The 22679-nt window shown below is 67.2% G+C and carries 18 protein-coding genes and 6 pseudogenes; 15 read left to right on the forward strand and 9 right to left on the reverse strand.

What is annotated here, in order from left to right; genetic code table 11:
- Positions 1–16: 16 nt before the first annotated feature.
- Positions 17–1089 (reverse strand): IS630 family transposase gene (locus tag Sfulv_RS31680; protein ID WP_425576920.1). Its coding sequence is split into 2 segments (ribosomal slippage): positions 17–579 and positions 579–1089, totalling 1074 coding nucleotides; the frame shifts between segments, so codons are not numbered across the junction.
- Positions 1090–1957: 868 nt separating this feature from the next.
- On the opposite strand from Sfulv_RS31680, the gene Sfulv_RS00320 reads away from it, so the two are divergent.
- Positions 1958–2161 carry a hypothetical protein gene (locus tag Sfulv_RS00320; protein ID WP_173310179.1) on the forward strand — a complete coding sequence of 68 codons (204 nt, stop codon included), beginning with the start codon at positions 1958–1960 and terminating at the stop codon, positions 2159–2161.
- 172 nt (positions 2162–2333) lie between these two features.
- On the opposite strand, the pseudogene Sfulv_RS00325 reads toward Sfulv_RS00320, so the two are convergent.
- A pseudogene (locus Sfulv_RS00325) lies at positions 2334–2474 on the reverse strand (transposase); the annotation flags it as partial.
- 185 nt (positions 2475–2659) lie between these two features.
- Positions 2660–3670 (reverse strand): ferritin-like domain-containing protein, encoded by a 1011-nt coding sequence (locus Sfulv_RS00330; RefSeq protein WP_173310181.1) that lies wholly within the window; start codon positions 3668–3670, stop codon positions 2660–2662.
- A gap of 475 nt (positions 3671–4145) precedes the next feature.
- Between Sfulv_RS00330 and Sfulv_RS00335 the strand changes: the two genes are divergently transcribed.
- From Sfulv_RS00335 to Sfulv_RS00355, 5 genes are all read left to right on the forward strand, one after another.
- Positions 4146–6494, forward strand: coding sequence for an Orn/Lys/Arg family decarboxylase (locus Sfulv_RS00335; RefSeq protein ID WP_173310183.1), 2349 nt, complete (start codon positions 4146–4148; stop codon positions 6492–6494).
- Between the two features lie 208 nt (positions 6495–6702).
- Positions 6703–7659, forward strand: coding sequence for a hypothetical protein (locus Sfulv_RS00340; RefSeq protein ID WP_173310185.1), 957 nt, complete (start codon positions 6703–6705; stop codon positions 7657–7659).
- Between the two features lie 833 nt (positions 7660–8492).
- Positions 8493–8723, forward strand: coding sequence for a hypothetical protein (locus tag Sfulv_RS00345; protein ID WP_173310187.1), 231 nt, complete (start codon positions 8493–8495; stop codon positions 8721–8723).
- Positions 8713–8925 carry a hypothetical protein gene (locus Sfulv_RS00350; RefSeq protein WP_246352940.1) on the forward strand — a complete coding sequence of 71 codons (213 nt, stop codon included), beginning with the start codon at positions 8713–8715 and terminating at the stop codon, positions 8923–8925. Before Sfulv_RS00345 ends, Sfulv_RS00350 begins: the two co-directional genes overlap by 11 nt.
- A 310-nt stretch (positions 8926–9235) precedes the next feature.
- Positions 9236–10498 carry a hypothetical protein gene (locus Sfulv_RS00355; protein ID WP_173310189.1) on the forward strand — a complete coding sequence of 421 codons (1263 nt, stop codon included), beginning with the start codon at positions 9236–9238 and terminating at the stop codon, positions 10496–10498.
- A gap of 451 nt (positions 10499–10949) precedes the next feature.
- Here Sfulv_RS00355 and Sfulv_RS00360 read toward each other — a convergent pair.
- A pseudogene (locus tag Sfulv_RS00360) lies at positions 10950–11165 on the reverse strand (hypothetical protein); the annotation flags it as partial.
- On the opposite strand from Sfulv_RS00360, the pseudogene Sfulv_RS00365 reads away from it, so the two are divergent.
- The 4 genes and pseudogenes from Sfulv_RS00365 to Sfulv_RS29980 form a co-directional block, all read left to right on the forward strand.
- Positions 11155–14076 (forward strand): annotated as a pseudogene (locus Sfulv_RS00365) (RHS repeat-associated core domain-containing protein); the annotation flags it as partial. The pseudogenes Sfulv_RS00360 and Sfulv_RS00365 sit on opposite strands and share 11 nt — an antisense overlap.
- Before the next feature lie 18 nt (positions 14077–14094).
- Complete coding sequence (locus Sfulv_RS29970) at positions 14095–14418, forward strand: hypothetical protein (RefSeq protein WP_256668755.1); 324 nt, start codon at positions 14095–14097, stop codon at positions 14416–14418.
- Positions 14415–14606 (forward strand): hypothetical protein, encoded by a 192-nt coding sequence (locus Sfulv_RS29975; RefSeq protein WP_256668756.1) that lies wholly within the window; start codon positions 14415–14417, stop codon positions 14604–14606. Before Sfulv_RS29970 ends, Sfulv_RS29975 begins: the two co-directional genes overlap by 4 nt.
- Positions 14607–14866: 260 nt before the next feature.
- Positions 14867–15224 (forward strand): annotated as a pseudogene (locus tag Sfulv_RS29980) (transposase); the annotation flags it as partial.
- A gap of 18 nt (positions 15225–15242) precedes the next feature.
- Here Sfulv_RS29980 and Sfulv_RS00375 read toward each other — a convergent pair.
- Entirely contained in the window at positions 15243–15905 is a 663-nt protein-coding gene (locus Sfulv_RS00375; RefSeq protein ID WP_173310192.1) for a GOLPH3/VPS74 family protein, read from the reverse strand.
- Positions 15906–16100: 195 nt separating this feature from the next.
- On the reverse strand, positions 16101–16478 hold the full coding sequence (locus tag Sfulv_RS00380) for a winged helix-turn-helix transcriptional regulator (RefSeq protein WP_173310193.1): 378 nt from the start codon (positions 16476–16478) through the stop codon (positions 16101–16103).
- A 76-nt stretch (positions 16479–16554) separates the two neighbouring features.
- Here Sfulv_RS00380 and Sfulv_RS00385 point away from each other — a divergent pair, with 76 nt between their 5' ends.
- On the forward strand, positions 16555–16965 hold the full coding sequence (locus tag Sfulv_RS00385; protein WP_173310195.1) for a RidA family protein: 411 nt from the start codon (positions 16555–16557) through the stop codon (positions 16963–16965).
- Between the two features lie 557 nt (positions 16966–17522).
- Here Sfulv_RS00385 and Sfulv_RS00390 read toward each other — a convergent pair.
- A complete protein-coding gene (locus Sfulv_RS00390; protein ID WP_173310197.1) occupies positions 17523–17717 on the reverse strand; it encodes a hypothetical protein in 195 nt (64 codons plus the stop codon).
- Positions 17718–17778: 61 nt separating this feature from the next.
- A pseudogene (locus Sfulv_RS31090) lies at positions 17779–18129 on the reverse strand (transposase); the annotation flags it as partial.
- Between the two features lie 766 nt (positions 18130–18895).
- Between Sfulv_RS31090 and Sfulv_RS31355 the strand changes: the two are divergent.
- Entirely contained in the window at positions 18896–19231 is a 336-nt protein-coding gene (locus Sfulv_RS31355; protein ID WP_371874611.1) for a transposase, read from the forward strand.
- The gene (locus Sfulv_RS31360) at positions 19207–19359 is read left to right on the forward strand and encodes a hypothetical protein (protein ID WP_371874612.1); all 153 of its coding nucleotides are present in this window, start codon (positions 19207–19209) and stop codon (positions 19357–19359) included. The genes Sfulv_RS31355 and Sfulv_RS31360 overlap by 25 nt, the downstream gene beginning before the upstream one ends.
- A gap of 349 nt (positions 19360–19708) precedes the next feature.
- On the opposite strand, the gene Sfulv_RS00400 is transcribed toward Sfulv_RS31360, so the two are convergent.
- Entirely contained in the window at positions 19709–20098 is a 390-nt protein-coding gene (locus tag Sfulv_RS00400; RefSeq protein ID WP_173310199.1) for a peptidase inhibitor family I36 protein, read from the reverse strand.
- 710 nt (positions 20099–20808) lie between these two features.
- Here Sfulv_RS00400 and Sfulv_RS00405 point away from each other — a divergent pair.
- Positions 20809–21444 (forward strand): annotated as a pseudogene (locus tag Sfulv_RS00405) (IS256 family transposase); the annotation flags it as partial.
- Positions 21445–21508: 64 nt separating this feature from the next.
- Positions 21509–22674, forward strand: a protein-coding gene (locus Sfulv_RS00410) for an IS3 family transposase (protein ID WP_173310201.1) whose coding sequence is annotated in 2 segments (ribosomal slippage) — positions 21509–21773 and positions 21773–22674 — 1167 coding nt in all. Because the reading frame shifts where the segments join, the coding sequence is not laid out codon by codon here.
- Positions 22675–22679 lie beyond the last annotated feature (5 nt).

Consider the following 22679-nt stretch of genomic DNA (forward strand, 5'->3'; position numbering starts at 1 on the left):
CACACTACTGAGGTTTTCAGGGTGGGGTCGGTGGGTTGATGGCCAGTCTGGTGGCGGTGAGACAGCCGTCGATGAGACGGGGTCGGAGTTGGATCCTGCGTAACTCGCTGCGGAGCTTGCGGTCGAGGTCGTCGGGTGTGGTGAAAGCGGTGTTGGCCATTGCTCTGCGCACGAGTGACCAGACGGCCTCGACGGGATTCAGGTCGGGTGAATACGGTGGAAGCCGGACGGTGGTGAGCCAGTCGCGTTCGGCCTCGTACCGCTTCAGCCCCGCGGCCAGATGGGTGTTGAGATTGTCCCAGACCACCACGATCGGTCCGCCGAGCTGGATGTGTGCCCGCACCAGGAGGTCGCGGTAGTCCTGCCAGGAGAAACTTTTACGGGCGCCCTTGAGCAGGAGGTGAGTGCGGGGCCGGTGGATGAGACGGCTCTTCTCGCCGGCCTTGTAGCAGCACAGCGCGGCAACCGAGGTCCGGCGGCGGGACCTGCCACGCACGCGGATGACGGGGGTATGCCCGCACCGGCCCCAGGTGCGGGCCCGGGGCGGCGTCATCGAGAAGCCGGCCTCGTCCTCGAAGACGATCCAGGCCCCAGAGGCCGCCGCGAGCCTTTTACCCGGGGCCACACCTCCTTCTTCCACAACTCCACCGCGTGCTCGTCACGCTCCAGTGCTCTGCGGGCGGGCGCCTGCCAGGACCAGCCGTGCCGTTTCAGCAGCCGCCGCACCGTCGCCACCGACAGGCTCACTCGCAGCCGACGGCGGATCACCGCCTGGACCCGGACCAGGGTCCAGCGTTCGTCTTCGAAGCCGTGCGCCGCCGGGCCTCTGCCGAGCTCCTCCTCCAGCACGGCGAACTGGGCATCGGTGATGGTCGGCGAGTTCGCCGGACCCGCGGAACGCAGGCCCTCCATGCCGCCCGCGCGCCAGGCACGGCGCCAGCGTTCCACCGACCGCACGCTCACTCCCAAGTCCTTCGCGATCACCGCGGTCTCCTCACCCGCCGCGAACCGTTGCCCGGCCCGAAGCCGGATCTCCTCACGAAACGCCCGACGCTCAGCGCTCAGGCCCCCATCCTCCGAATACCTCACTCCGCCGGCATACCGCAGGGATCATGAACCGTCACTACCCGACGACAACACGAAAACCTCAGTAAGTGACAACAGCCCTGCCGGAACTGACCCGGCAGGGCCCTCGCTGACCCGCCCCGGTATTAACTGAGTTCGAAGGAACTGGCCTTGTTGTAGCAGCCGTATGGCACCTGGGTGAGATCCCAGTGCTTGTGGAACCATTGATCCCCACACTCACCTCGGAAATATGTATCCGCGGAGAATCATACGTCGCAATGAGAACTCCACAACTCGGTACTTACTGAACTGACTGCATTTTCCCAGTCACTGGGCATCTGGGGAATTCTATGGTCTTTGTCATTCAGAGTGCTGGTACAGTCGTTCGGGACTGAGATGACCAAAGTCGGGCCGTTGGAGTTGTAATTCACCCAGTCGTATAAAACGGCCACTGAGACACCGACCATGTTCCCGTCTATGACTGAATCATTGAGTGAATACGCACACGTCGTCGTCTTCTCAGGCCAGTAGAACGTGCAGTGGCCCGTCGGGCCTGCAGCGGGAGAGTGGGCGGCCGACTGACCGCCCATCCACAGGGTCGTCCCCAGAGCCAGGCATAATGCGGTACTAGCCCGCATGGCCACGCGAGCAAAAACCCTCATTACGCACTCCGTTCGATATACACCCGAGTCGTGATCATAATGGTGAGGCGCGTCAAGCAACGAGCCGAGCTGATCATGAAAGCGAAATTCGGCACACCTTACGACCTGATGGTATTTCGGTTGCGCTTTCTTGCCCACCCCGCCGACTTACCCGAGTTGAAGATTCTTTGCGGTGTTGTCGAGGGAGGCTTGGATCGTTCTGTTCGCCAGGGACGGCACGGAGGCGGCTGGTGGCTGTCCCCACGGACGAAGGGCTCGCAGTGCTGCGGGAAGTCTCCCAGCACACCAACACCAAGCTGACCGCCGTGGCCGAACAGCTCCTCGAGCACGCCCAGGGCGCACAGCTCCCCGAGGACATACAGACCGCGCTGCGGCACGCCCTCACCTGCCACAACCGCGACCGCGACTGGTCAAAGGAGGGCGAGTCGCGGTAGGCAACGCACTGCAAGTGGAACACGCGCGGCCGGTCAGACGTCAGCAGCCCCTGGCCCAGCCAAGTACGAGGACGCTTACGGCTACCGACTTGGGCAATTCACACGCCGTGCCCGGGGGCCAAGCGCCGCGACGTGTACCGACGACGCACGCCTGCGCCACCTCACCATCGCCCTGCCCCCGCACCACGCCGCCCGCGCCGGAGTTCCTGGTCACGGGTGCCAGGCCGGCGTAGGCGGCGAGATGTCCGGCGGCGGGGAAGCCGCTGCCGTCACCGACGTCGACGAGGATGCGGGCCGCGGTCCTGACCCCGATGCGGAGCTTTCGGCTGGTGCCGGAGTGGCCGATGTCAGGTCCAAGAGGAAGGTCAGCGCCGTACCGTTGTTCCTGAGGCCGACCAGGTTGATAAGGAGAGGGGTGGATCTCCTACCCCGGACCTGATGAAGTAACGGAAACGATGCCCGGTCTGTCGGCTCACCGGTCGCATTCGCCGGGTCGGTTCAGGTCGCCACGACGAGGAATTCGGGTCCGTAGTGCTGCGTGCCGTCGCTGTCCGGCAGCGGCATCTGCATGAGTGAACGCGCGGGAGAAGCGAGCTGGTACATCTTGCCGATCGACGCGTTCAGCTCGGTGGCGGACCCGGTCTCCCACGCCTTGTCCAGGTGTCCGAGCATGGCGGTGTAGGTCTGGTTGAACGTCATCAGCAGTGCGGCCACGTCCGGAGCCGGGTTGGGCCATGAGGCTGTCGTGAGCCGGCCCATCGGGTACACATCGGGGAATGCGACGGGGTCGCCGTCGAACTTCCAGTCGGTTCCCGTCCAGCGCAGCTTGTGACCGTGGTAGAGCTCGCCGAAGCGGTAGTAGTGGGCCGGGAGGTCCCCGCCGCTCGGTGACTCCGGCGTGCCTTCGCCCTGTTCCTTGATCAGGGCGATGCTCTCCTCGACGACGTCGAGGTCGGTCATCGCCACGAGCTCGTTCCCCGCACCGACGTTGCTGGTCAGCTGCCTGGTGGGATCGATGGTGGGGTTGACGTCCTTGAAGGCATCAAGGAGCGCGTCGTAGAACGCTCCGATCGTCGGCACACCCTCGTCGGTGAACGCCAGGGGGTGTTCCGGCATCTCGATCTCCATGAACACCTCCTTCACGTAATTCTTCGTCAGGCCGGACAGGTACACGCTCAGCTGCGGCCGCACCCCGCCCGGCAGCCGACCCGGATAGGAGATCTCCGTCGCCACTTCGACGATGCGCGGCGTCCCCCCGATCGCGGTGAGCATGTTGGAGACCAGCCCCATGTGGAACATCTCGTCGACGGCGATCTGCGAAATGAGCCGTGCGGCCTCGGATGACGGTGCTGTGATGGACCAGTAGCCGCACAGGTACGGCGGGAGCGTCGAGAGTTCCAGGGCCACGGCCGCCTGCAAACCCTCCTTGAGCCACTGCAGATCCCGCTCCGCAGTGGGAATCGTCACCAGCCGGACGATTTCGGGCGATCCGGTAACTGTGCTGGTCATATGGTGTCCCTGCGTCGAATGCCGGGCCGAGCCCGCCACAGCGGGCAACGGCCACAGGAGCAAGCCGCTCCCCTCGCGACACTGCCGCACGAACCCACGCCACCGGACCGGCTCCCGCATCAACCAACCGGAATGAGTGAATACCACCGTCAAACTCCGGAAGCGGTGGCTGCCAGTCCCGTATCCCAGCGGGGAACGTAGTCAACGGGTGCGGACCGGAGGCCAAGCTTGGCAGGCGGGCAGCGGACATCAGACGGATGGCTTCGGCCTAGAGAACGACTGGAGGCCGAGCACACGCGGCGGCACCTGCACCGGTTCGCGGGATGACCGGACGAGTCCACAGTTCCCCGTCGTCCCTGGCCACCGCGCCCTCGCTCCCCTTTCGAGTGATCCGTACGGAAGTCGCCGAACCTCCCGTAGGCAACCGGAACACTCGGCTGTGGAGTGAAGATCAACCAACCCGATGGAGAGTGTCATGGCGAACGGAACTGTCCTGCTGGCCTTGCGCGAGGACCCGTTGGGCGGCGGGGTGGGCGGTGACCAGCTTCGGCGTATCGGCAAGGAGCTGGAGAACCGCGGCTTGGAGGTCCGCTGGGCACGAACAGCCGAGGGCGCCTGCGCGGTGTTGCGCACAGAAGCCGGGCTGACCGCGGCCGTGGTGGGCTGGGATCTTCAGTCCGAAGCCGGCGGGAGCGCCGAGGGCGGCGGGGCTGCGGTCCTGCGGCAGATCTCCCAGCGGTTCATGGACCTTCCCGCCTTCGTCGTGATGACGGAAGAGTCCGACCACGGCCTGGACAGGCTTCCCCTGTGGGTGGCCGAGATTGCCGTGGGGTACATCTGGCCTCTGGAGGACACCCCATCCTTCATCGCGGGGCGTGTGGCGGGTGCGGCACGGGCCTACGGTGACTCCGTCCTGCCGCCGTTCTTCAAGGCGCTGCGCCGTTTCGATGACGCCCACGAGTACTCCTGGCACACCCCCGCACACGCGGGAGGGGTCGCGTTCCTGAAGTCGCCCGTGGGCCGGGCCTTCTTCGATTACTACGGTGAGCGGCTCTTTCGGACGGATCTGTCGATCTCGGTGGGAGAGCTCGGCTCGCTCTTCGAGCACAGCGGCCCGATCGGCGAGGCCGAGCGTAATGCCGCCCGGATCTTCGGCGCCGATCGCACTTACTTCGTGCTGCACGGTGATTCCACCGCGGACCGCATGGTCGGCCACTACTGCGTGACCACCGACGAGATCGCCTTGGTGGACCGCAACTGTCACAAGTCCGTCCTGCACGGACTCGTGATCTCCGGCGCCCGCCCGGTCTACCTCGTGCCCACCCGCAACGGGTACGGGCTGGCGGGCCCCCTGCCGGCCAGTGAGATCGGCGAGCAGGCTGTGGCCGCCCGCATCGCCGCGCATCCTCTGGCCTCGGGTGCGGTGTCAGCGCAGGCGCAGTATGCCGTGATCACGAACTCCACCTACGACGGTCTGTGCTACGACACCCTGCAGACCACCCGTGCCCTCTCGCCCAGCACTCCCCGACTGCATTTCGACGAGGCGTGGTTCGCCTACGCGCGCTTCCATCCGCTCTACGCCGGCCGGTACGGCATGGCGGTGGGACCTGACACGTTCGAGGAGCAAGACGACCGTCCTACCGTCTTCGCGACCCAGTCCACCCACAAGCTGCTGGCAGCCCTTTCTCAGACCGCCATGGTGCACGTGAAGTCCTCGCCCAGGGCGCCGGTCGAGCACGAGCGGTTCAACGAAGCGTTCATGATGCACGGCACGACCTCGGCGCTGTATCCGGCCATCGCCTCGCTCGACGTGGCCGGAGCCATGATGGACGGACCCCAAGGCGAATGGCTGGTCAACGAAGCGGTGACGGAGGCGATCCGGTTCCGGCAGGCGGTCGTCCGGACCGGCCGCAGGATCGCCGAGGCCGGCGACCGGTTGCCGTGGTTCTTCAGTGTCTGGCAGCCCGACGCGGTGACCGATCCGGTCTCCGGAACCCGTACGGCCTTCGCGGACGCCTCCCCGACGTTGCTGGCCTCGGACCCGAACTGCTGGCTGCTCGAACCCGGCGCCGAGTGGCACGGCTTCCCGGGGCTGAGCGAGGGGCAGTGCATGCTGGACCCCATCAAGGTGACACTGACCTGTCCCGGGGTCACCGCTACGGGCGAGACCGCACCCTGGGGAATCCCCGCCCGCGTCCTGACCTCCTACCTCGCGCGCCGCGGCATCGTCGTGGAGAAAACCGACACCTACAGCACGCTCGTCCTGTTCTCCATGGGAATCACCAAGGGGAAGTGGGGGACACTCATGGACGCCCTGATGGACTTCAAGTCGCTTCACGACGCGGATACCCCGCTGCGGCAGGTCCTGCCCCAACTGGTCGAGCAGTACCCGCAGCGCTACGCCCACGTCACCCTGCGCGGCCTGTGCCAGGACATGCACGAACACCTCACCCGCGCCGAGCTGATCACCGCTCTGGACACCGCCTTCCAGCAGCTTCCCGAGCCGGTCCACCCTCCGCAGCACTGTTATCAGCGACTGATCAGGGGCGGCACGGAACGCCTGCCACTCGCTCAGGCCGCGGGGCGGATCGCCGCCGCAATGGTCACTGTCACGCCTCCGGGCATCCCTGTCCTGATGCCTGGAGAAGCGCTGGGCGCACCCGATGGACCCATCCTGAGCTACCTCAGCGCTCTGGAGGCTTTCGACCGGGCCTTCCCTGGCTTCCACAGCGAGGCGCACGGCGTGACCATCGACCCGGACACAGGTGACTACCTCATCGAGTGTGTGCGCGCGGACGACACGCCCAGCCACGGCGTCTCATGACCTGCATGAGGCCACCTGCCCTCACCTCACCGCCCGCCATGGTGGATTCGGCCCGGAGGTGCCTGGTGCTGTGACCGCATAGTTCGCGGGTCTGCGGTCGGGGGCTGTCGGGTGTCAGGCACACTGGGCGGCCCACCCGCGCCACTGGAAACGCGGTGGAACGACGACGGGAGCGCTCGAAGTTGACGTACCGGTTCCGAGTCGCGCCGTGGCCGTCGGGCACGTAGAAGGCAAGAAGCGGCACCAGGCCGTGGGCGGTTCCACAGGAGCAGGTCGGTCTCCTGCCACTCCGGTGCGGCACAAACTCCCGCCGTCCAGTCGCCATCGCGTCGAACGCCTCCCTGCGCACCGGCCGGTCCCCCTCCGCGCGGGCCTGCACGTACAGGGCGGGCAAGCCCGGGCAGAGGTTACCAAGAACTACCAGTGGCTGGTCCGCCACGACTTCCTGCCCCGCATCATCGACGAGAACATCCTGAAGGCGCAGTACAGTGACGCCGCCGGCACCTCGGCGCAGCCCTTCCTGATGCCGCTGGAATTCTCCGCGGCCGCCTACCGCTTCGGTCACGCCATGGTCCGCCGGACCTACGGATGGAACCGGATCTTCAACAGCGGCACCCCGGCCTTCCACAAGAAGGACGGACGCCTCACCGGCGTCGGCATCGTCGCCCAGGTCTTCGCGGAGGCCACGACCGCCGCCAAACACTCCATCGTCAAGGACACCGGATGGCGTCCCACCCTCGGTATCACCAAGGGAAAGTTCACCATGCCCGACCTGATCTACTGCGCTGCCGGCAAAGACGCATGCCGTATCAGCCTCCTCGACGCCTCCGTCAGCAAACCGCAGGAGAACACGCCAACGCTGCCTAACGGTGTGGTCGTGATTTCGAACAGTGAGTGCCCTCCGAGGACTCTGGGGCTGTGGAAGGACCGCGGCCGCAAGGGTCGCGCCTACGGCATCGGCGCGGGATACCCGGTGGACCTCAGTAAGCTGCCCACGGACGACGGCGACAGCATGGCGAGGAACGTGTCTTCCTGGGTCAACAGGACCGAGAGCGACGCGAAGCTGGTCGGCAGCAAGGGCATCTGCCGCGTCCTCAAGGCCGGCGAGCCGCTGGAGGAATCCAACGACCACAATGACACCGTCGAATGGGTCAAATGGGTTTAAGGCTGACGACGGTCGCGTAAATCTGGGCCGTTGTGGAGCACCCTCGGTCGGTATTACGTCTGGAGCGTTTCGTGTTCCGGCCCCGATTCCCGATGAGCTGTCAACCCTGTTGCGGGCGACCGATGGAACTCGTCCGTGGCGGGCCATAGGGCGTCAGGACAGGCCCGGGCGCGACTGTCCGGGCCCGGCGGGCGGGCGGCCTCCCGCGCGGGGCCGCTCGGCGTGCCCCGGCGGGTGGTGCCGCACGCGGCCAGGACCACGCAACGCGTGTACAGGCACGTCAGAGCACTGTGCCCCACCTCTGTCCAGCAGACCAAGGAGCTCACGTTCACGCGGGAAAACCAATCGGGATCTACAACTGGGGTTGCAGCTGCGGTCTGGCCGCTCCGTCACCCCGCAGTCCCGTCTTCACCCGCATCAGCAACGTCACCACATGGATCGACAACGTGATCGTCGGCACTTCCTGAACGGGCCCCGAGACACTCGGGTGCACACGACGCAGTGCCAGGAGTGGGCCCGGGGCCGTCATGACGGCCCCGGGCCCACAGCATGGCTCAACCCGCGCGGGCCGTTTCGATCCCACGGGCCCGGGAACGCCGTATTACGGCTACTGCACACGGCCCAGAAGACGATCGAGAGCGCCACCGAAAACAAGCACGCACACAAGACCCGCGCAGGTGAAGACGCTCAACGTCGGCAGGACCCTTGCCAGAGGATACTCCGTTCTCGCCCGGAACGGCCCGCCCGCGGCCGGTTCGTCCGTACCGGGGTCCGGTGGCCCGGCCCGGCGATACCGTCGTGACACACGCCAGATGACAGCCAGGAGCCTCCGGATGAGCGAGCAGCCGGCCACCGCGCCCGCCCGTCAGCCCCTCGATGAGCACGCCGCCGCGTCCGTCCGCGCGTACGCGGCCGACCAGCGGGCGAAGGTGGATGTCCTCGCCTCGGTGCTGGAGGAGATCGCGGCCAACGGCTACCCCTCGCCCGAGTCCGGCGTGCCGTGGGAGACCGCCTGCGACGCCCACCTCGCCCGCCTTGGCGACGAGCAGCCCCGTGGCGCCTGAGCACGCACCGCGCCGCTCGCGCGTCATCACGGTGGAGCCCGCGCTCACCCAGCTGACCAAACTCACCGCGTCCGAGACGCACCGCCTGGACCGCGCGATCGTCACGATCAGCGTCAACCCCGAGCTGGGCACCGAAATCCCCGGCACCCTGCTGCGCGACTACGCGGACGAGATCGACGGCGCCGGATCATCTACTTCGTGACGGCCCTGCGGACGATCACGATCGTCGCCTACGTTGAGGCGTAGGGGCCTCCCGAGCACCCATGCAGAGCCCCGGACCGAGGACCACGGCGTCCGGCACCACGGCTAGTGAGCAGCGCGTTGTTGCGTTCGGAGCGTGCGGGGCGCGCGTTTGGCAGTGGCTGAGCGCTGCTGTGTGGCGTCTGCGCAGTGCGAGATTGCCGTGGCGAAGCCGTACCGCCATACGGGTGATCCGGCGGGCAAAGGCACACCGCCGTTGTGCAGCCGCCGGTACACCGGTCGTACGAACCGGACTATTCAAGGGGGCCGTTATGGCAACATCAAGGCGTCGTTTCCTGGGAATCGGAATCTCCGTGGCCGGTGCGGCGGTGGCCGGCGGCACGCTGGGCGTCGAGGTTGCCGGGGCCGCGCCCCTGGCCGGCCCGGTGTCGCAGAACCCCGACAGCATCCGCGGTATCAAGTGGCGCACCGTACGCCGCCCGGCGCAGCCGGGTGACAACTTCGACACGTTCGGCGTCCGGTTCGACACCCAGGGCCTGTCCTACCGCACCGCGGTCGCGTCGCTGTTCAACAACGACTTCAAGACGGTGGTCCTGCGCGTCGCGAACATGGGCGACCTGCCCCGCGGCACCACGAAGAAGCAGCGCAACGACGAGATCATCAAGGTGCTGGGGGAACTCAACCGCCGGGGCATCAACGTGTACCTGTGGAAGCGGCAGTGGCTGCAGCGCAGCGACAAGTCCTGGGGCGCCTACAACCGGCATCCGGGAGCCGATGAGTTCATCGCCGACATGACCGCCCTCATCCAGCGCGCCAAGCGTGAAGGGATCGCCGGCTCACTGCAGGGCGTGATGCCGGTGGAGACGAACCTCAACAACTGCGCCGAGGTCCGCAACCGTGCCCTGTACATCGCCCGGGGCATTAACGACCGCACCGGCGATTGGCTCAAGACCCACACCCTGATGGTCCCCGGCGCCGGCATGGGCCCGTACTTCAAGGGCATCCACGACGGCGGCACCACATGGCTGCGGCAGATGCGCGCGCAGACCGGCCGCTTCGCCTTCCTCTACAAGCACATGATCAGCCACCCCGAAGCCATCTGCCGGCTCGGCCGGCTCAACGACCGATGGCTGACCAACGTCGGCTACGAAGCGAAGAAGACGGTAGACGAGCAGATCCGCTTCCTGCGCACCACGATGGGCCTGGCCGACCTCGAACGCTACCTGCACGGGCACCGCGCCCAGTTCCCCAACCACACCCACGTGGTGTTCTGGGGCGACATCGGCGACGGCATCTTCAGCATGTCCTCCCTCGACAACCGGCCCCGGTGGAACTACAACACCGTCCGCGCCCTGCACAAGCTGCTCGTCAAGCAGAACCACTGGCACGGCCACTTCTTCAACTTCCCCTTCACCCACGAGGGAGCCACACGCACCGACCTGTGGGGCTACCTCATCACCGTCGACCGCCGAAACGGCTACGCCCGCGCCAAGAACCACCACTGGAACCGCGCGAAGACCCACTCCGTGTGGAACGAATGGCACGCGTGGTCACGCGAGAACGCCGCGTTCTGACACCTCACAGCGACATGCGCAAGCCTGGAGCACATTCCTTCGTACCGGCTTCCTACGCCAGCCGACGCCGCCAGCGGCCTCCGGATGCCCTGACGTAGCTGTGAGACGCGGCGAAACTCCGCAGCGGTCCAACAAATTGCCTCGCACCGCCCCAGCCCGCACACCTCGATCGAAGGAACGTGACGCATGAGAGCCGATGCCCCGCCACTGCTGCAGGCGTTGAGGGACCGTTCTACGACGCTGCGGTGCTTGTGAACCTCGCGGTCGAAGGCCGGCGGGTGGCCTCCGCGGCTGCCCGCCGGGCCCGGTTGCGGGCTTGGTCTGTCCGCTCGGGAATCGTGTGCGGGATGTAGGAGGCCGGACACGGATGACCACACTTGTCGACCTGTCGCGCTCAGGCTCAATCGCCCACAACGCCGTCGGTGACAACCAGCCTGTCTAGGCCGACCTCGGTGGTCGCGGCGCCGATCCAGCCGTCGGGCTGGGTCGAGCAGGAGGGATTGCCGCGGGTTTCCGAGGAGGTGGCCTTTTCCGCGGTCCACGCCGGCTGATTCGGCGCTGCCCATCGCGAGGAGGTTGTCGCTGCCCCGGTGGACCACACCTCCCACGACTGGGTGGGGCAGGACGTGCCGGTGTAGTTGCCGGAGTGGAAGTTCCACGCCGACACCGCGGGTGCTGGCATGCTTCTGAATGCCTCCCGCTCCGGGCTTCAGCAGGGCACCGCAGATGTCGAGTCCGGCACCGCCGCCACTTCGGTGGTGTACGACGTACCGTTGACCGGCGGTGCGGCCCCGTACCCGATGGGTGTGGCGAACGTGAAGGACTGGGGCCAGCTTGACGCCCCGACCGACGCCACCGCCGTTTTCCCGGCGGACGCGGTCCCGGCCTCGCACAACGGCTCCTCGCTGGGCTCGGGCGACTACGCCCGCGCCTCGCTGCAGTACCTCGGCGTCTCCGGCCGCGAGGTCAACTCCGCTTCCCCCGGCGGGCACGTCACCACCACCGAGTACGACCGCTTCGGCAACACCGTGCGCGAGCTCTCGGCGGCCAACCGCGCGGTGGCCCTCGGCCTGAGCGCAGCCGACCGGACCACCCAGGCGGAACTGGGCATCGCCCAGCTCGCCTCCGCCGAGCGGGCCGACCTGCTGGCCACCCGGTCCGTATACAACTCGACCGGCACCCGCGAGCTGGAAGAATTCGGCCCGCTGCGCCGGGTCGACCTCACCTCCGACCTCAAGTCCGGCTCAACCGTCCACGTCCCGGCCGGCACCTCGGTGATCGCCCGCTCATGGACGGCCACCGAGTTCGACACCGGCCGTCCCACGGACGGGACCGCGAAGGTCAAGGATGTGGCCACCAAGGTGACCACGGGTGCCCAGGTGCGCGAGCACCCGTCCGTCCACGGCGAGACGCGCGTCACCCAGACGGTCTACGACTGGACCAAGGGCCTGCCGACCCAGACCGTCAAGGACCCAGGCGGCCTAGCGATCACCGAGGGCACCGAGTACGACGCCCAGGGCCGGGTCGTCAAGCAGCTGCTGCCCGGCGCCAACGGCACCGACGCCGCCACCCGGGTGACCACGTACTGGTCGGGCACGGGCACCGGCACCTGCCAGGGCCGCCCGGAGTGGGCGGACCTCGTCTGCTCCACCGGCCAGGCGGGAGCAATCACCGGCGGCGGCTCGAACCCCGCGCAGCTGCCGGCCACCACTACCCAGTACGACTGGTACGGCAACCCGGCCGTGGTCTCCGACACCGCGAACGGCGTGACCCGCACCACCACCTCCACCTACGACGGCGCGGGCCGGGTCACCAAGACCTCGGTCACCGGTGGCGTGGGACAGGCGGTGCCCGAAATCACCACCGAGTATGACCCGGCCTCCGGTAAGGCGGTCAAGGCGACCTCGCCGACCGGCGGGACCATCATCGAGGCGTTCGACAGACTCGGCCGCCAGATCTCGTACACCGACGCCGACGGCGGCACCACCAGGACCGAGTACGACCTGCTGGACCGTCCGGTCAAGGTCTCCGACAACGTGCCCTCCACGGTGACCTACACGTACGACACCGCGATCGAGCCGCGAGGCCTGGCCACGAAGACCACCGACTCCGTTGCCGGTGCCTTCCAGGCAACGTACGACGCCGACGGCTCGGTCATCTCGGAGAAGCTGCCCGGCGGCTACACACTCACCGTCAGCGAGGACTCCACCGGCTCCCCGGTGGACCGCACGTACAGGAGGGACAGCGACGGCACGGTCGTGTACTCCGACACCGTGACGGAATCCGTCCACGGCCAGGTCACCTCGCACGCCGGCTGGTCCGACCAGGTATACGGCTACGACGCGGTGGGCCGCCTGGTCTCGGCCGAGGACACGTACAGCACCCAGTGCACCAAGCGCACGTACACCTTCGACACGCGCACCAACCGCAAGACCCGCACCACCGCCACCGGCACGCCGGGCGCGGACTGCCCGACCACGGGCGGCACCACCACTAGCCACACCTACGACAACGGCGACCGCCTCGTCGACAGCGGCTACACGTACGACGCCTTCGGACGCACCACCGCGCTGCCCGGATCCACGTTCGGCTTCTACAGCAACGACCTGGTCCACCAGCAGACCTCCGGCGGCCAGCGACAGACCTGGCAGCTGGACGCGAACCAGCGCTTCCGCTCCTGGAAGGTGGAGACCGGCAGCGGTCAGACCTGGACACAGACCGCATCCAAGGTCAACCACTACGACGGTGACGGCGACAACCCGCGCTGGATCACGGAGGACACCGCCACCGGCGCGCTCACCCGCAACGTGGACACGGCTTCCGGCGACATGGGCGCCACCACCACCAAAACGGGCGACACCGTCCTCCAGCTGAGCAACATCCACGGCGACGTGGCCCTGCAGCTCCCCCTGGACACCTCCGAGGCGCCGGTCGCACTGGACGCCGACGAGTACGGCAACGCGCGCGCCGGTCAGGCGGCCACCCGGTACAACTGGCTCGGTGCCAAGCAGCGTTCCGCCGAGACCCTCACGGGCCTTACCCTGATGGGCGTACGCCTGTACAACCCGCAGGCAGGCCGGTTTTTCTCCCTGGACCCGGTATACGGCGGTTCGGCCAACGCGTATGAATACACCAATGCCGACCCGCTGAACCAGTACGACCTGGACGGCAGGTGGAGCTGCGGCTGGTGCAAGAAGGCCGGGCGTTGGGCCTGGAAGAACAAGTGGAACATCGGGGCGGCGGCGCTGACCTTCGCACCCGGCGGCCAGTTCGTCCTGGCAGCACGCTTCGCCTACACCGGGTACCGGGCCTACCGCCTCGCCAAGTCCGCGAAGTTCGCGAGCCGGGCGCTGCGCTCGGGCCGCTACGGCGGTCTGAGCTACCGGTACGGCAATATCAGCGTGGCGAACTACGGGCGGGCCAAGAACTCCTGGCAGCGGGGTACCGCGGCCGGGCGCTGGAACCACCAGGCACGCCGAGTCAAGGTCGGCTGGAACCACAACCGGTTCGCCAGCCGGCCCACTTTCCGCGTGGGCTGGCGCTGGCGCAACAAGCCCCGGCACTTCACACTGTTCTGACGAAGGATGCCTAACGCTATGACCTACCTGCACACCGACCCGGAACTCAACGCCCGGGACGAGCCGACGGCGCGCGAGCGGGAGCTGATCGACGCGGTCGACGCGCTCCTCACCACCGCCGACCCCGCAGGGATCATCAGGGACGAGACCCAGTGGTACCTGGGCACAGCGCTGGAGGACGGGGACAATCTGGAGCTCGCCCTGCCGCTCGGCTGGGACCGTGAAGTAGCCCTGCGCGTGCTGCTGACAAGCGAGTCGTTCACCGTCGGCTGGGGCGGCGAGCTGGGGAAAGCCCGCTCGTGGCGTCCTTCGAGTCGGCCGCGCCCTCCCTCGTGGAAATGACGGCCGCCGTCGAGGCAGAGCTCTCCCGGGAGCTCCGGGTATCTGAGCGCAGGCGCCTCTTCGGCGGGGCGTCGGAGCTCCACCTCCGCCGCAGCGATGGCTGGACCGACCTGCTCCGCGGCGGCACGCCGTCGCGTGAGCAGGACCTGAAGCGGGCCTCGCACGAGGCCACGCTGCGTACGGTCTGACCGCTCGCACCGCACCGCGGGCCCCGGCACTCCCGGGGCCCGCGGTGTGTTCGACTCCGGGTCGGTCAGTCCTCTTCAATCTCCGTGGCGGCGCCCCCTTCGGCGGCTTCGGTGTCGGTCAGAAGCAGCACCTGTGTCCTTCGCCGGGCGGGTCCGTGGCGTGTCACGGCTGGAGACCCTGGCCGGGGCCCGGCTGCTGGTGCTGCTGTTCATGCTCCTGGCGGCTCTCGGCCGCGGCACGAGCCGTATCTCATATCTGCCGAGCCCCCACTGCGGGTTCCCCGCCAGCGGGGCGGCCCCGCACCCAGCCCACTGTGGTCCTGGCCGACAATGCCTGTTCCTCACACACCATCCGCGAGCACCTGCGCAAGCGCGGTATCCGCGCGGTCATCCCGGTCCCGGCCAACCAGCGGGCCCACCGCCTACGGCGAGGTAACTGAGGCGGCAGACCACCCGCCTTCGACCGCGAGGCATACAAACAGCGCAACACCGTCGAGCGGTGCATCAACCGCTTGAAGACCCGACCAATGGCGCGGCATCGCCACCCGCTACGAGAAGACCGCGACCATCTACCTCGCCGGACTCCACATCGCAGGCATCCTCATCCGGTCCCCCTGATGATCCGAAAAAAATGGTCTAACTCCCAGCCGTGGCGACCGTGACCACGGTGACCGCGACCATCGCCGCCTGCATATCGCGGATCGCAGCACGGACGCTCTCGGCCGCCCATTGCCCGGCGGCCACCTCCCCCATCCTCGCGGCGACCTGCTTGCGCGGGCTGTCCGGAAAGGCCAGGCGGTGCAGCTTGGCGGAGTGGATCAACGCGATCAGACCCGCCGTCCGTGAGTCCGGCTCGACGCCGCCCAGTACGACGGCGCGGAGCCGTTCCCGCAACTCAGCCTCGACGGCGCCATCGGCCTCGGGATAGCGCCGTATCGGGAACACGCCGAGTGCCTTGTGCTTCTCCTTCACGACCACTCCGCGCCTGCACAAACTCTCCAGAGCCGCACCGACGGCCTTGGCTTGGTCCCTCGTCAGCCACTCCGTCACCCGTCGCTTCTTGCGACCGCGCAGCCACGTCTCGATCAGTGCCGTCCGCCTGTCGAGCAACTGGTCCCCGGTCGGCGTCGTGTCGGTCAGTTCGAGGTGCTTGCCTGCAACGGACACCCGCCCGGCCAGAACCAGTTCGAGCAGGATCCCTCCCGACACCGCCCACCCAGCGGCCTGCCGCTGCTTCGCCGACCCGGACTCATCGTCCAGAGACAGCAGCATGATCTCCTCGGCCAGTGTGATCGCCATACCCACTACCCCCGTATACGCCCCGTGATCGCTTCTCATGATCAGACGCCCGGAGCCGCTAAGAAGTTCCCCCGTTAATTCCGGCCCAGTGTCTCGTGATTTTGTTCGCGTACCTCGCAGAAGTAACAGTCACGGGACACGAGGAACTGGCATCTGAAATGGAGACCCCGCTGACCGAGTTCTCGGCGTCCCGGATTAGCAGTCACCTGTTTCTTCGTCCGTTGAGTCGAAGGCTGCGCGTGCGCGGGCGATGGCGGGCAGGTTCTCCGTGGCCCAGGCCAGCAGCGTGTCAATCGGGGGCCGCAGTGTCTTGCCCAGGGGCGTAATCCGGTACCTGACCGCCACGGGGCGGGTGGGCAGGACCTCGCGCTCGATCACGCCGTTCCGTTCGAGGCGCCGCAGTGTCGCGGTCAGCGACTTCTGTGTGACCTGTGGGATGGCTCGGCGCAGTTCGTTGAAGCGGCAGGGGCGCTCGCAGAGCTCGTTGAGGACGCTGAGCGACCACTTGTCGAGGACCTGGTCGAGCAGTTCGCGGTGCGGGGCGTCGATGCGGAGTTCGTCGTTGGTATCCATGGTGAAACCTGGTCTCGTTGAAGTGTCCTCCTGCTACTAGGTAGCTTTTATATACCTACTTTGAGGAGAAGCAGCCATGACTGTTCACCACTTCACGCCCGAGGGCATGCTCCAGCCGGTCCCGTACCACCACGTGGCCGTGGGCACGGGGACGAAGCACGTCCACGTCAGCGGGCAGATCGCCCGCCAGGCCGACGGGACTCCGGTCGCGCCCGGCGATCTGGCCGGACAGGTCGCCCAGGCCCTGCGCAACATCTCCGTCGGGCTGGCAGGCGCGGGCGCGTCGTTCGCCGACGTGCTGCGCATGACGTTCTATGTGACCCGGTGGAGCCCGGAGAGGATCGGTGAATTCATGACCGGCGTGGAAGCTGTCGCCGATGAAATCGGCCTTCGGCTTCCCATGCCGCCGGCGTCCCTGATCGGGGTCGATTACCTCTTCGAGCCGGATGTGCTCGTCGAGGTCGAAGCAACCGCACTGCTCGACTGATTCCGAAAGCGGAGAACGCCCGGTTGGTGTCGCTGGTGAAGGAGAGCATCGGTTTCGACCGGGAGGCCGGCATACCCTGCAGGGGCGCTGCATGTCGGGGTGTTTCACCGCACCCTTCGAGGCGTCCCTGGTCGGCACGATCGCGCCGACCGGGCAGCTGATGCGACTCGAACTGATCAACCACTTCCGCTATGACGAGAACGGCCGGCTGGCCGAGGAGTGGGTCCCAGTACGACAACGTCGGGCTTCTCCATCAGCTCGGCGTCGACCTCATCCAGGGGCGCTGACAGACACCCGCCACGTGCTGGAAGGACCTGTTGACCGTAACCTCAGCCGAGGCCCTCAGCCTGCTCGCCGAGCGGAGGCGAAGTCGCCGCGTTCGCAACGCAGCAAGCCGCCGACTACAACATGACACAGAACCGAGAGATCGCAACCAGGGGCTGACGCACTCGGCGTCCAGGAATGCCCCGGTGGGCCCGTCGGGTTCCAGGAGTGCGGCCTCGACGATGGGCGGACCAGGCGGTGGACCTCGTCGACCGTCCCTCCGCCCGTCGCCCTCAACCCGGGCGGCGGGAGGAGACGCCGTCCGGCTCGACGAAGGACAGCAGCGCCTTCGGCTCCCGTAAAGGGAGGCCGTAGCCCGCCGGTTCACGATGGGAAGCGTGGAGGCCCGCCCTGGCATGCCATATCCCTGTCGGCGGGACGACGCCCTCGGCCGGCACTTCCCCGTTCTCCTGCTTGCTGCGCCTCAAGACAGACTCCTCTTTCGGGCGGTGACGCTTCCGACTGCGGGGATCTTGCCCACGCCCCGGCCAGCCAGGCCGAGCGGTGGGTCAGCCGCGAGTGGATCCGGTTCTGCGCCTGGGCTTCAGCCTTTCCGTAGTGGGTAGTTTCGGTGGCCGTGGTGATCGCCGGTTCAGGCCAGGTCTCGGGCTTGTTGAGGCGGAACTCCGTCCGTGTTCGGGCAGATGACCGCCACGGGGATGGGCTCAATGGAACTCCTCGCGCGAGGGCGCCGGACAGTGCATCACCCGGTCGCCGCGGATTCGCCCGATCAGCTCGACGGGCGGACCCCTAAGGATCCAGGTCAGGCGAGTGACGTCGTAGTCGGCGTGCACGACATGATGAGGTCTGGGTCCCGGGCATCCACTGGCCGACCGCGACGCCTCAAGGATCACGAAGCCTGTACCTCCCCTGCTGTCCGCCCAACCGGTCACGGTCCGACCAACGGCACGACCCCGGAACTCGCCCACGCCCCGACAGCGAGGCGCCAAGGAGCCTGTGTCCAGTCGTGAGCGCAGGGGGCGTACGCACTCGGGGGGCGTACGCCGTCCTTTCGAACCATGCAGGCCCTCAGGTCTGACTATGTACGAGCCGCTCAGGCTGAGAAGCCGTATCTCAACCGATGATGGAACGTGCGAGTCGAACGGTTTTCCGCCGGGGTGAACTTCCGACGGTAGGCGCATGAAGGCAGGGCCCCTTGGTAGCTCGGAGCTGTGAACCGAACCGAGCAGTTCCAGGAGGCCCTGTTGTCGCAGTTCTACGCGCTTGCCCCCTTCGCTCAACTCAGCCGCCCGATCGTGTGATCGCCTCGCGCAGGTGTACGGGAACGCGGCTGACCAACCGGACCGGGTACGTCGGTACCCGTCGGATATGACGGACGGGGAATGGACGGCGGTGCGGCCGCTGCTGCCGGTGCCGGCCTGGCTGGAGGGTAAGGGCGGGCAGGCCGAGGGCAGCGCCCCCGAAGCTGCTGGACGCGATCTGGTACCTGGTCGCGGGCGGGATCTCCTGGCGGGCGATGCCCACGGGCTTCCCTGCCTGAGGCCGGGTCTACGCCTTCTTCCGCCGGTGGCGTGAGCACGAGGGCCGGGAGGCGGAGCCTTCGGCGGGGATCATTGACGCGCAGTCGGTAAGGGCTGCCGCGTCCGTGCCGACTGCCTCGAGCGGGTACGACGGCGGGAAGAAGGTCCCGGGCCGAAAAAGGCACATCCTGACCGACATCCTCGGCCTGCTTCTGGCCGTCGCGGTGACTGCCGCGAACGTGGGGGACCGGGACGCGGCCATGCCCCTGCCGAGGCGACTGCTCTCACTGCACCGGGAGTTCACCCTGGTCTGGTCTGACGGCGGCTACACCGGTGGCCTTGTCAGCTGGGCGAAGGCGAAACTCGCACTCGCCTTGGAGGTCGTCAAACGCACCGACGACATGAACGGGTTCTGGTGCTGCCCCGCAGGTGGGTGGTGGAGCGCGCGTTCGCATGGCTGATGCATTCACTCCGTCTGGCCCGCGACTACGAAACCCTGACGGCCACCAGCGAGGCGATGATCCAGTGGTCCATGATCACGCGCATGAGCCGCCGCCTGGCCCGGCCACCGGCCCACGGTCGGCATTGACCATCCCCGACCCCTCCTGGAGCAACCACCCGCGCTCCGCCCAAACGCCTCGCCTTCGACCGCACACCCTCCACCTTCGCCGGCGTCGACCCCAGCCCCCGGCACCACCGAAATTTCCTTCGCCCGCATCGGCCCCTGGACCGACCGGCACGCCACCATGCCCAGGATCCGCTGGTAATCCGGCGCGAGAACAGTCGCAGGCAGCCTTTCCCGCCTCCGCGCCCCGAAGGGCAATCCTAGAAAAATACGGCAATATTGCTACAGTTAGGCTTTCAGTGCGGCCGACAGGGCTACTGCCACCGCGCCCATGGCGCCGATCGGCCCGGGGCTTGCTTGACTGTGCTTCGATTTACTGCTTCCGCAGGTAGGGGCACTCGCCGCGCCATTTGACCGCAATGATAGCGGTGTAGAATGCATGGTTTCCCTTGTACTGCCCCGGCCCCGGGTTGTGGTGAACGCAGAATGTGTCGCGATATCCGTTGTAATTGATAGTCACGTCGACGTGATCGGCGCCTGGGTACGGATATCCGTTGTTGAATATGGACTGAATGAGTTCCGTGCCAGTCCAGTCGCCGGCGGTCTTCACTACGAGCTGGCCTGTCTGGTTTGGCCCGCTCCATGCGCAGAAATATCCACTCGGGCAGTCCGGTGGGCTCGGTTCGGCTGAAGCCGTGGGAGCCACTGCTACAGCTCCTCCGAAACCCAGTGCTATGGCCAGAACGCCTAATCTTTTCCGCACCGTCGCCTCCCCTGCTGGCGCCAGAAATTAGAACACTGTATGTTCGCACGCCGACATCACGCACGTCCAGAGCTATCGATCCGAGTTCTGGGTCGTTGGTCAGGTTCTGTTTACATAATTGAGCTCCGTCCGGAACGTCGGGTTGGCCCGGTGGTGGAGTGGACATCCTGGTTCGGGCAGGGGTGCACGCAGCGCAGGCACGATTTCGGTGATCATGTGAGTGTCGAAGTGCCATGAAGACTTGGTGAGTCGGCGCCTGCCCCTGCATCTTCCTCATGCCCACCGCGCTGGACCAACTGAACCAGTGAGGTTGATCCCGGGGAGTGGACACCGGGTTTCATGCGACGAGTGACAGCGTACGTGTCGTGATGAGCTGTTGTCCGAACTCGGCTGGTGTGAGAAGCCGTATCTCAACCGGTTATGGAACGTGTGAGTCGAACGGGTTTCCCGGCGGGGTGATCTTCCGGTGGCGGGTGCATGAAGGCAGGGCCTTTGGGAGCTTGGAGGTGCGAACCGAACCGAGCAGTTCCAGGAGGCCCTGTTGTCGCAGTTCTACGCGCTCGTGCCTACCTCGTTCAACTCGGGTGCCCGATCGTGTGATTGTTTCGCGCACGTGTACGGGAACGCGGCGGATCATCCGGAGCGGGTGCGCCGGTATCCATCGGACATGACGGACACGGAGAGGGCGGCGGTGCGGCCGTTGTCGCCGGGTCGTGGTCACCGCGCCGCGGGTGAACGACCGCCGCGTGGATGAGGCCACCGGCGAGCGCAAGCGGTTCTCCTCCAAGGTCCTGGCGCCGTGGTGCCACAAGTCCCCGAAGATCTCCGAGGTGCTGCCGCTGCTCTACCTGCATGGACTGTCGTCGGGAGACTTAGTGCCCGCGCTGGAGCAGTTCCTCGGCGGCACGGCCGGCCTGTCGGCGGCGACCGTGACCCGGCTGACGAAGCAGTGGCAGGACGACCACGCCGCCTTCCAGCAGCGGGACCTGTCCGACCGCGACTTCGTCTACGTGTGGGCCGCCGGCGTGCACCCCAAGGTTCGGCTCGGCCAGGCGCACAGCTGCGTGCTGGTGCTGCTCGGGGTGCGGCTGGACGGCACGAAAGAGCTAATCGCCCTGGCCGAGGGGCCGCGAGAGAGCACCGAGTCGTGGGCCGACCTGCAGCGCGACTGCCACCGCCGGGGCATGCGCGACCCGGAGCTGGTCGTCGGTGACGGCGCGATGGGCCTGTGGAAGGCACTGCGGCAGGTGTTCCCCGGTGCCCGGCACCAGAGGTGCTGGGTCCACAAGGCCCGGAATGTCACGAAGTGCCTGCCGAAGTCCGCGCAACCGGGCGCGACGAAGGCGGGCCCTCCACCTTGATCGTGGACACCTCGACACTGGATCTTGAGTCCAGAGAGAGGAGTCTCAGGTGGGGACCTACAAGTACTCGGCGGAGTTCCGGGCGGACGCGGTGGCCCTGGCCCGTTCGTCGGGTCGGCCCGTCTTGCGTGTTGCCGCCGAGCTGGGCGTGAACCACGAGACGTTGCGGCAGTGGATCAAGACCGCGGAGAACGCCGAGCGGCCCGAGGCGGTCGCTCAGTCCACGAAGGACGCGGAGATCGCGGCCTTGCGTAAGCAGGTCCGTGAGCTGGAGATGGAACGTGACATCCTGCGCCGGGCGGCCAAGTATTTTGCGGGCGAGACGAACTGGTGAGCCGCTTCGGGTTCGTTGCCGACCATCAAGGCGCCTTCGGCGTGAAGCGGCTGTGCACCGTGCTGAACCTGTCGAGGTCCGGGTTCTACCAGTGGCTGGAGACCGCCCCGGCGCGGGCCGCGAGGAAGGCCGCCGACGCCGCGCTCACCCGGCACATACGCAAGATCCACACAGAGTCCGGGAAGACGTACGGCGCCAAGCGGATCACCGCCGAGCTCCGCGAGGGCGGTGCGATGGTGAACCGCAAGCGTGTGGAGCGGCTCATGCGCCAACACGGTATCCAGGGACGGAGGCTGAAGCGGCGGAACCGCACCACGGTCCCCGCCGCCCAGGCGGTGCCCGATCTGCTGCGGCGCAACTTCACCGCAGCCGCCCCCGACCGGGCCTGGGTCGGCGACATCACCTATCTGCCGATCACCGGCGGGAAGTTCCTGTACCTGGCCACCGTCCTCGACGTGTTCTCCCGCCGCCTGCTGGGCTGGTCGATGGCCGACCACATGCGGGCCGAGCTTGTCACCGACGCGCTCAACGCGGCCATCCGCACGCGCGGCGGCAGGGTGGACGGCGTCATCTTCCACAGCGATCATGGGGCTCAACACGGGTCGAAGACATTCGCAGACGCCTGCCACCAGGCCGGGATCCGCCGGTCCATGGGAGCGGTCGGCACCTCCGCGGACAACGCCGCCGCGGAGTCGTTCTTCGCCTCGCTCGAACGGGAGATCCTTCCCGGCCGGCGAGGCTGGCCGACCGCACGAGCCGCCCGCCTCGCAGTCTTCCGCTGGCTCGGCTTCTACAACCACCAGCACAGGCACTCCACCATCGGCTACCTTGCGCCGGTCGCCTTCGAACAAAGATCCACTACGCTGGCCATCGCTGCATGACAACC

Origin of the sequence: Streptomyces fulvorobeus, assembly GCF_013167895.1 — a bacterium.
GTDB lineage: Bacteria > Actinomycetota > Actinomycetes > Streptomycetales > Streptomycetaceae > Streptomyces > Streptomyces fulvorobeus.

What these genes read in the sequence shown, in the direction of transcription:
- Sfulv_RS00335 (WP_173310183.1), top strand. Translation starts at nt 4,146, where the DNA reads ATGGCGAACGGAACTGTCCTGCTGGCCTTGCGCGAGGACCCGTTGGGC.
- Sfulv_RS00380 (WP_173310193.1), bottom strand. Translation starts at nt 16,478, where the DNA reads ATGGATACCAACGACGAACTCCGCATCGACGCCCCGCACCGCGAACTG.
- Sfulv_RS29970 (WP_256668755.1), top strand. Translation starts at nt 14,095, where the DNA reads ATGACCTACCTGCACACCGACCCGGAACTCAACGCCCGGGACGAGCCG.
- Sfulv_RS29975 (WP_256668756.1), top strand. Translation starts at nt 14,415, where the DNA reads ATGACGGCCGCCGTCGAGGCAGAGCTCTCCCGGGAGCTCCGGGTATCT.
- Sfulv_RS00375 (WP_173310192.1), bottom strand. Translation starts at nt 15,905, where the DNA reads ATGGCGATCACACTGGCCGAGGAGATCATGCTGCTGTCTCTGGACGAT.
- Sfulv_RS00345 (WP_173310187.1), top strand. Translation starts at nt 8,493, where the DNA reads ATGAGCGAGCAGCCGGCCACCGCGCCCGCCCGTCAGCCCCTCGATGAG.
- Sfulv_RS00355 (WP_173310189.1), top strand. Translation starts at nt 9,236, where the DNA reads ATGGCAACATCAAGGCGTCGTTTCCTGGGAATCGGAATCTCCGTGGCC.
- Sfulv_RS00330 (WP_173310181.1), bottom strand. Translation starts at nt 3,670, where the DNA reads ATGACCAGCACAGTTACCGGATCGCCCGAAATCGTCCGGCTGGTGACG.
- Sfulv_RS00385 (WP_173310195.1), top strand. Translation starts at nt 16,555, where the DNA reads ATGACTGTTCACCACTTCACGCCCGAGGGCATGCTCCAGCCGGTCCCG.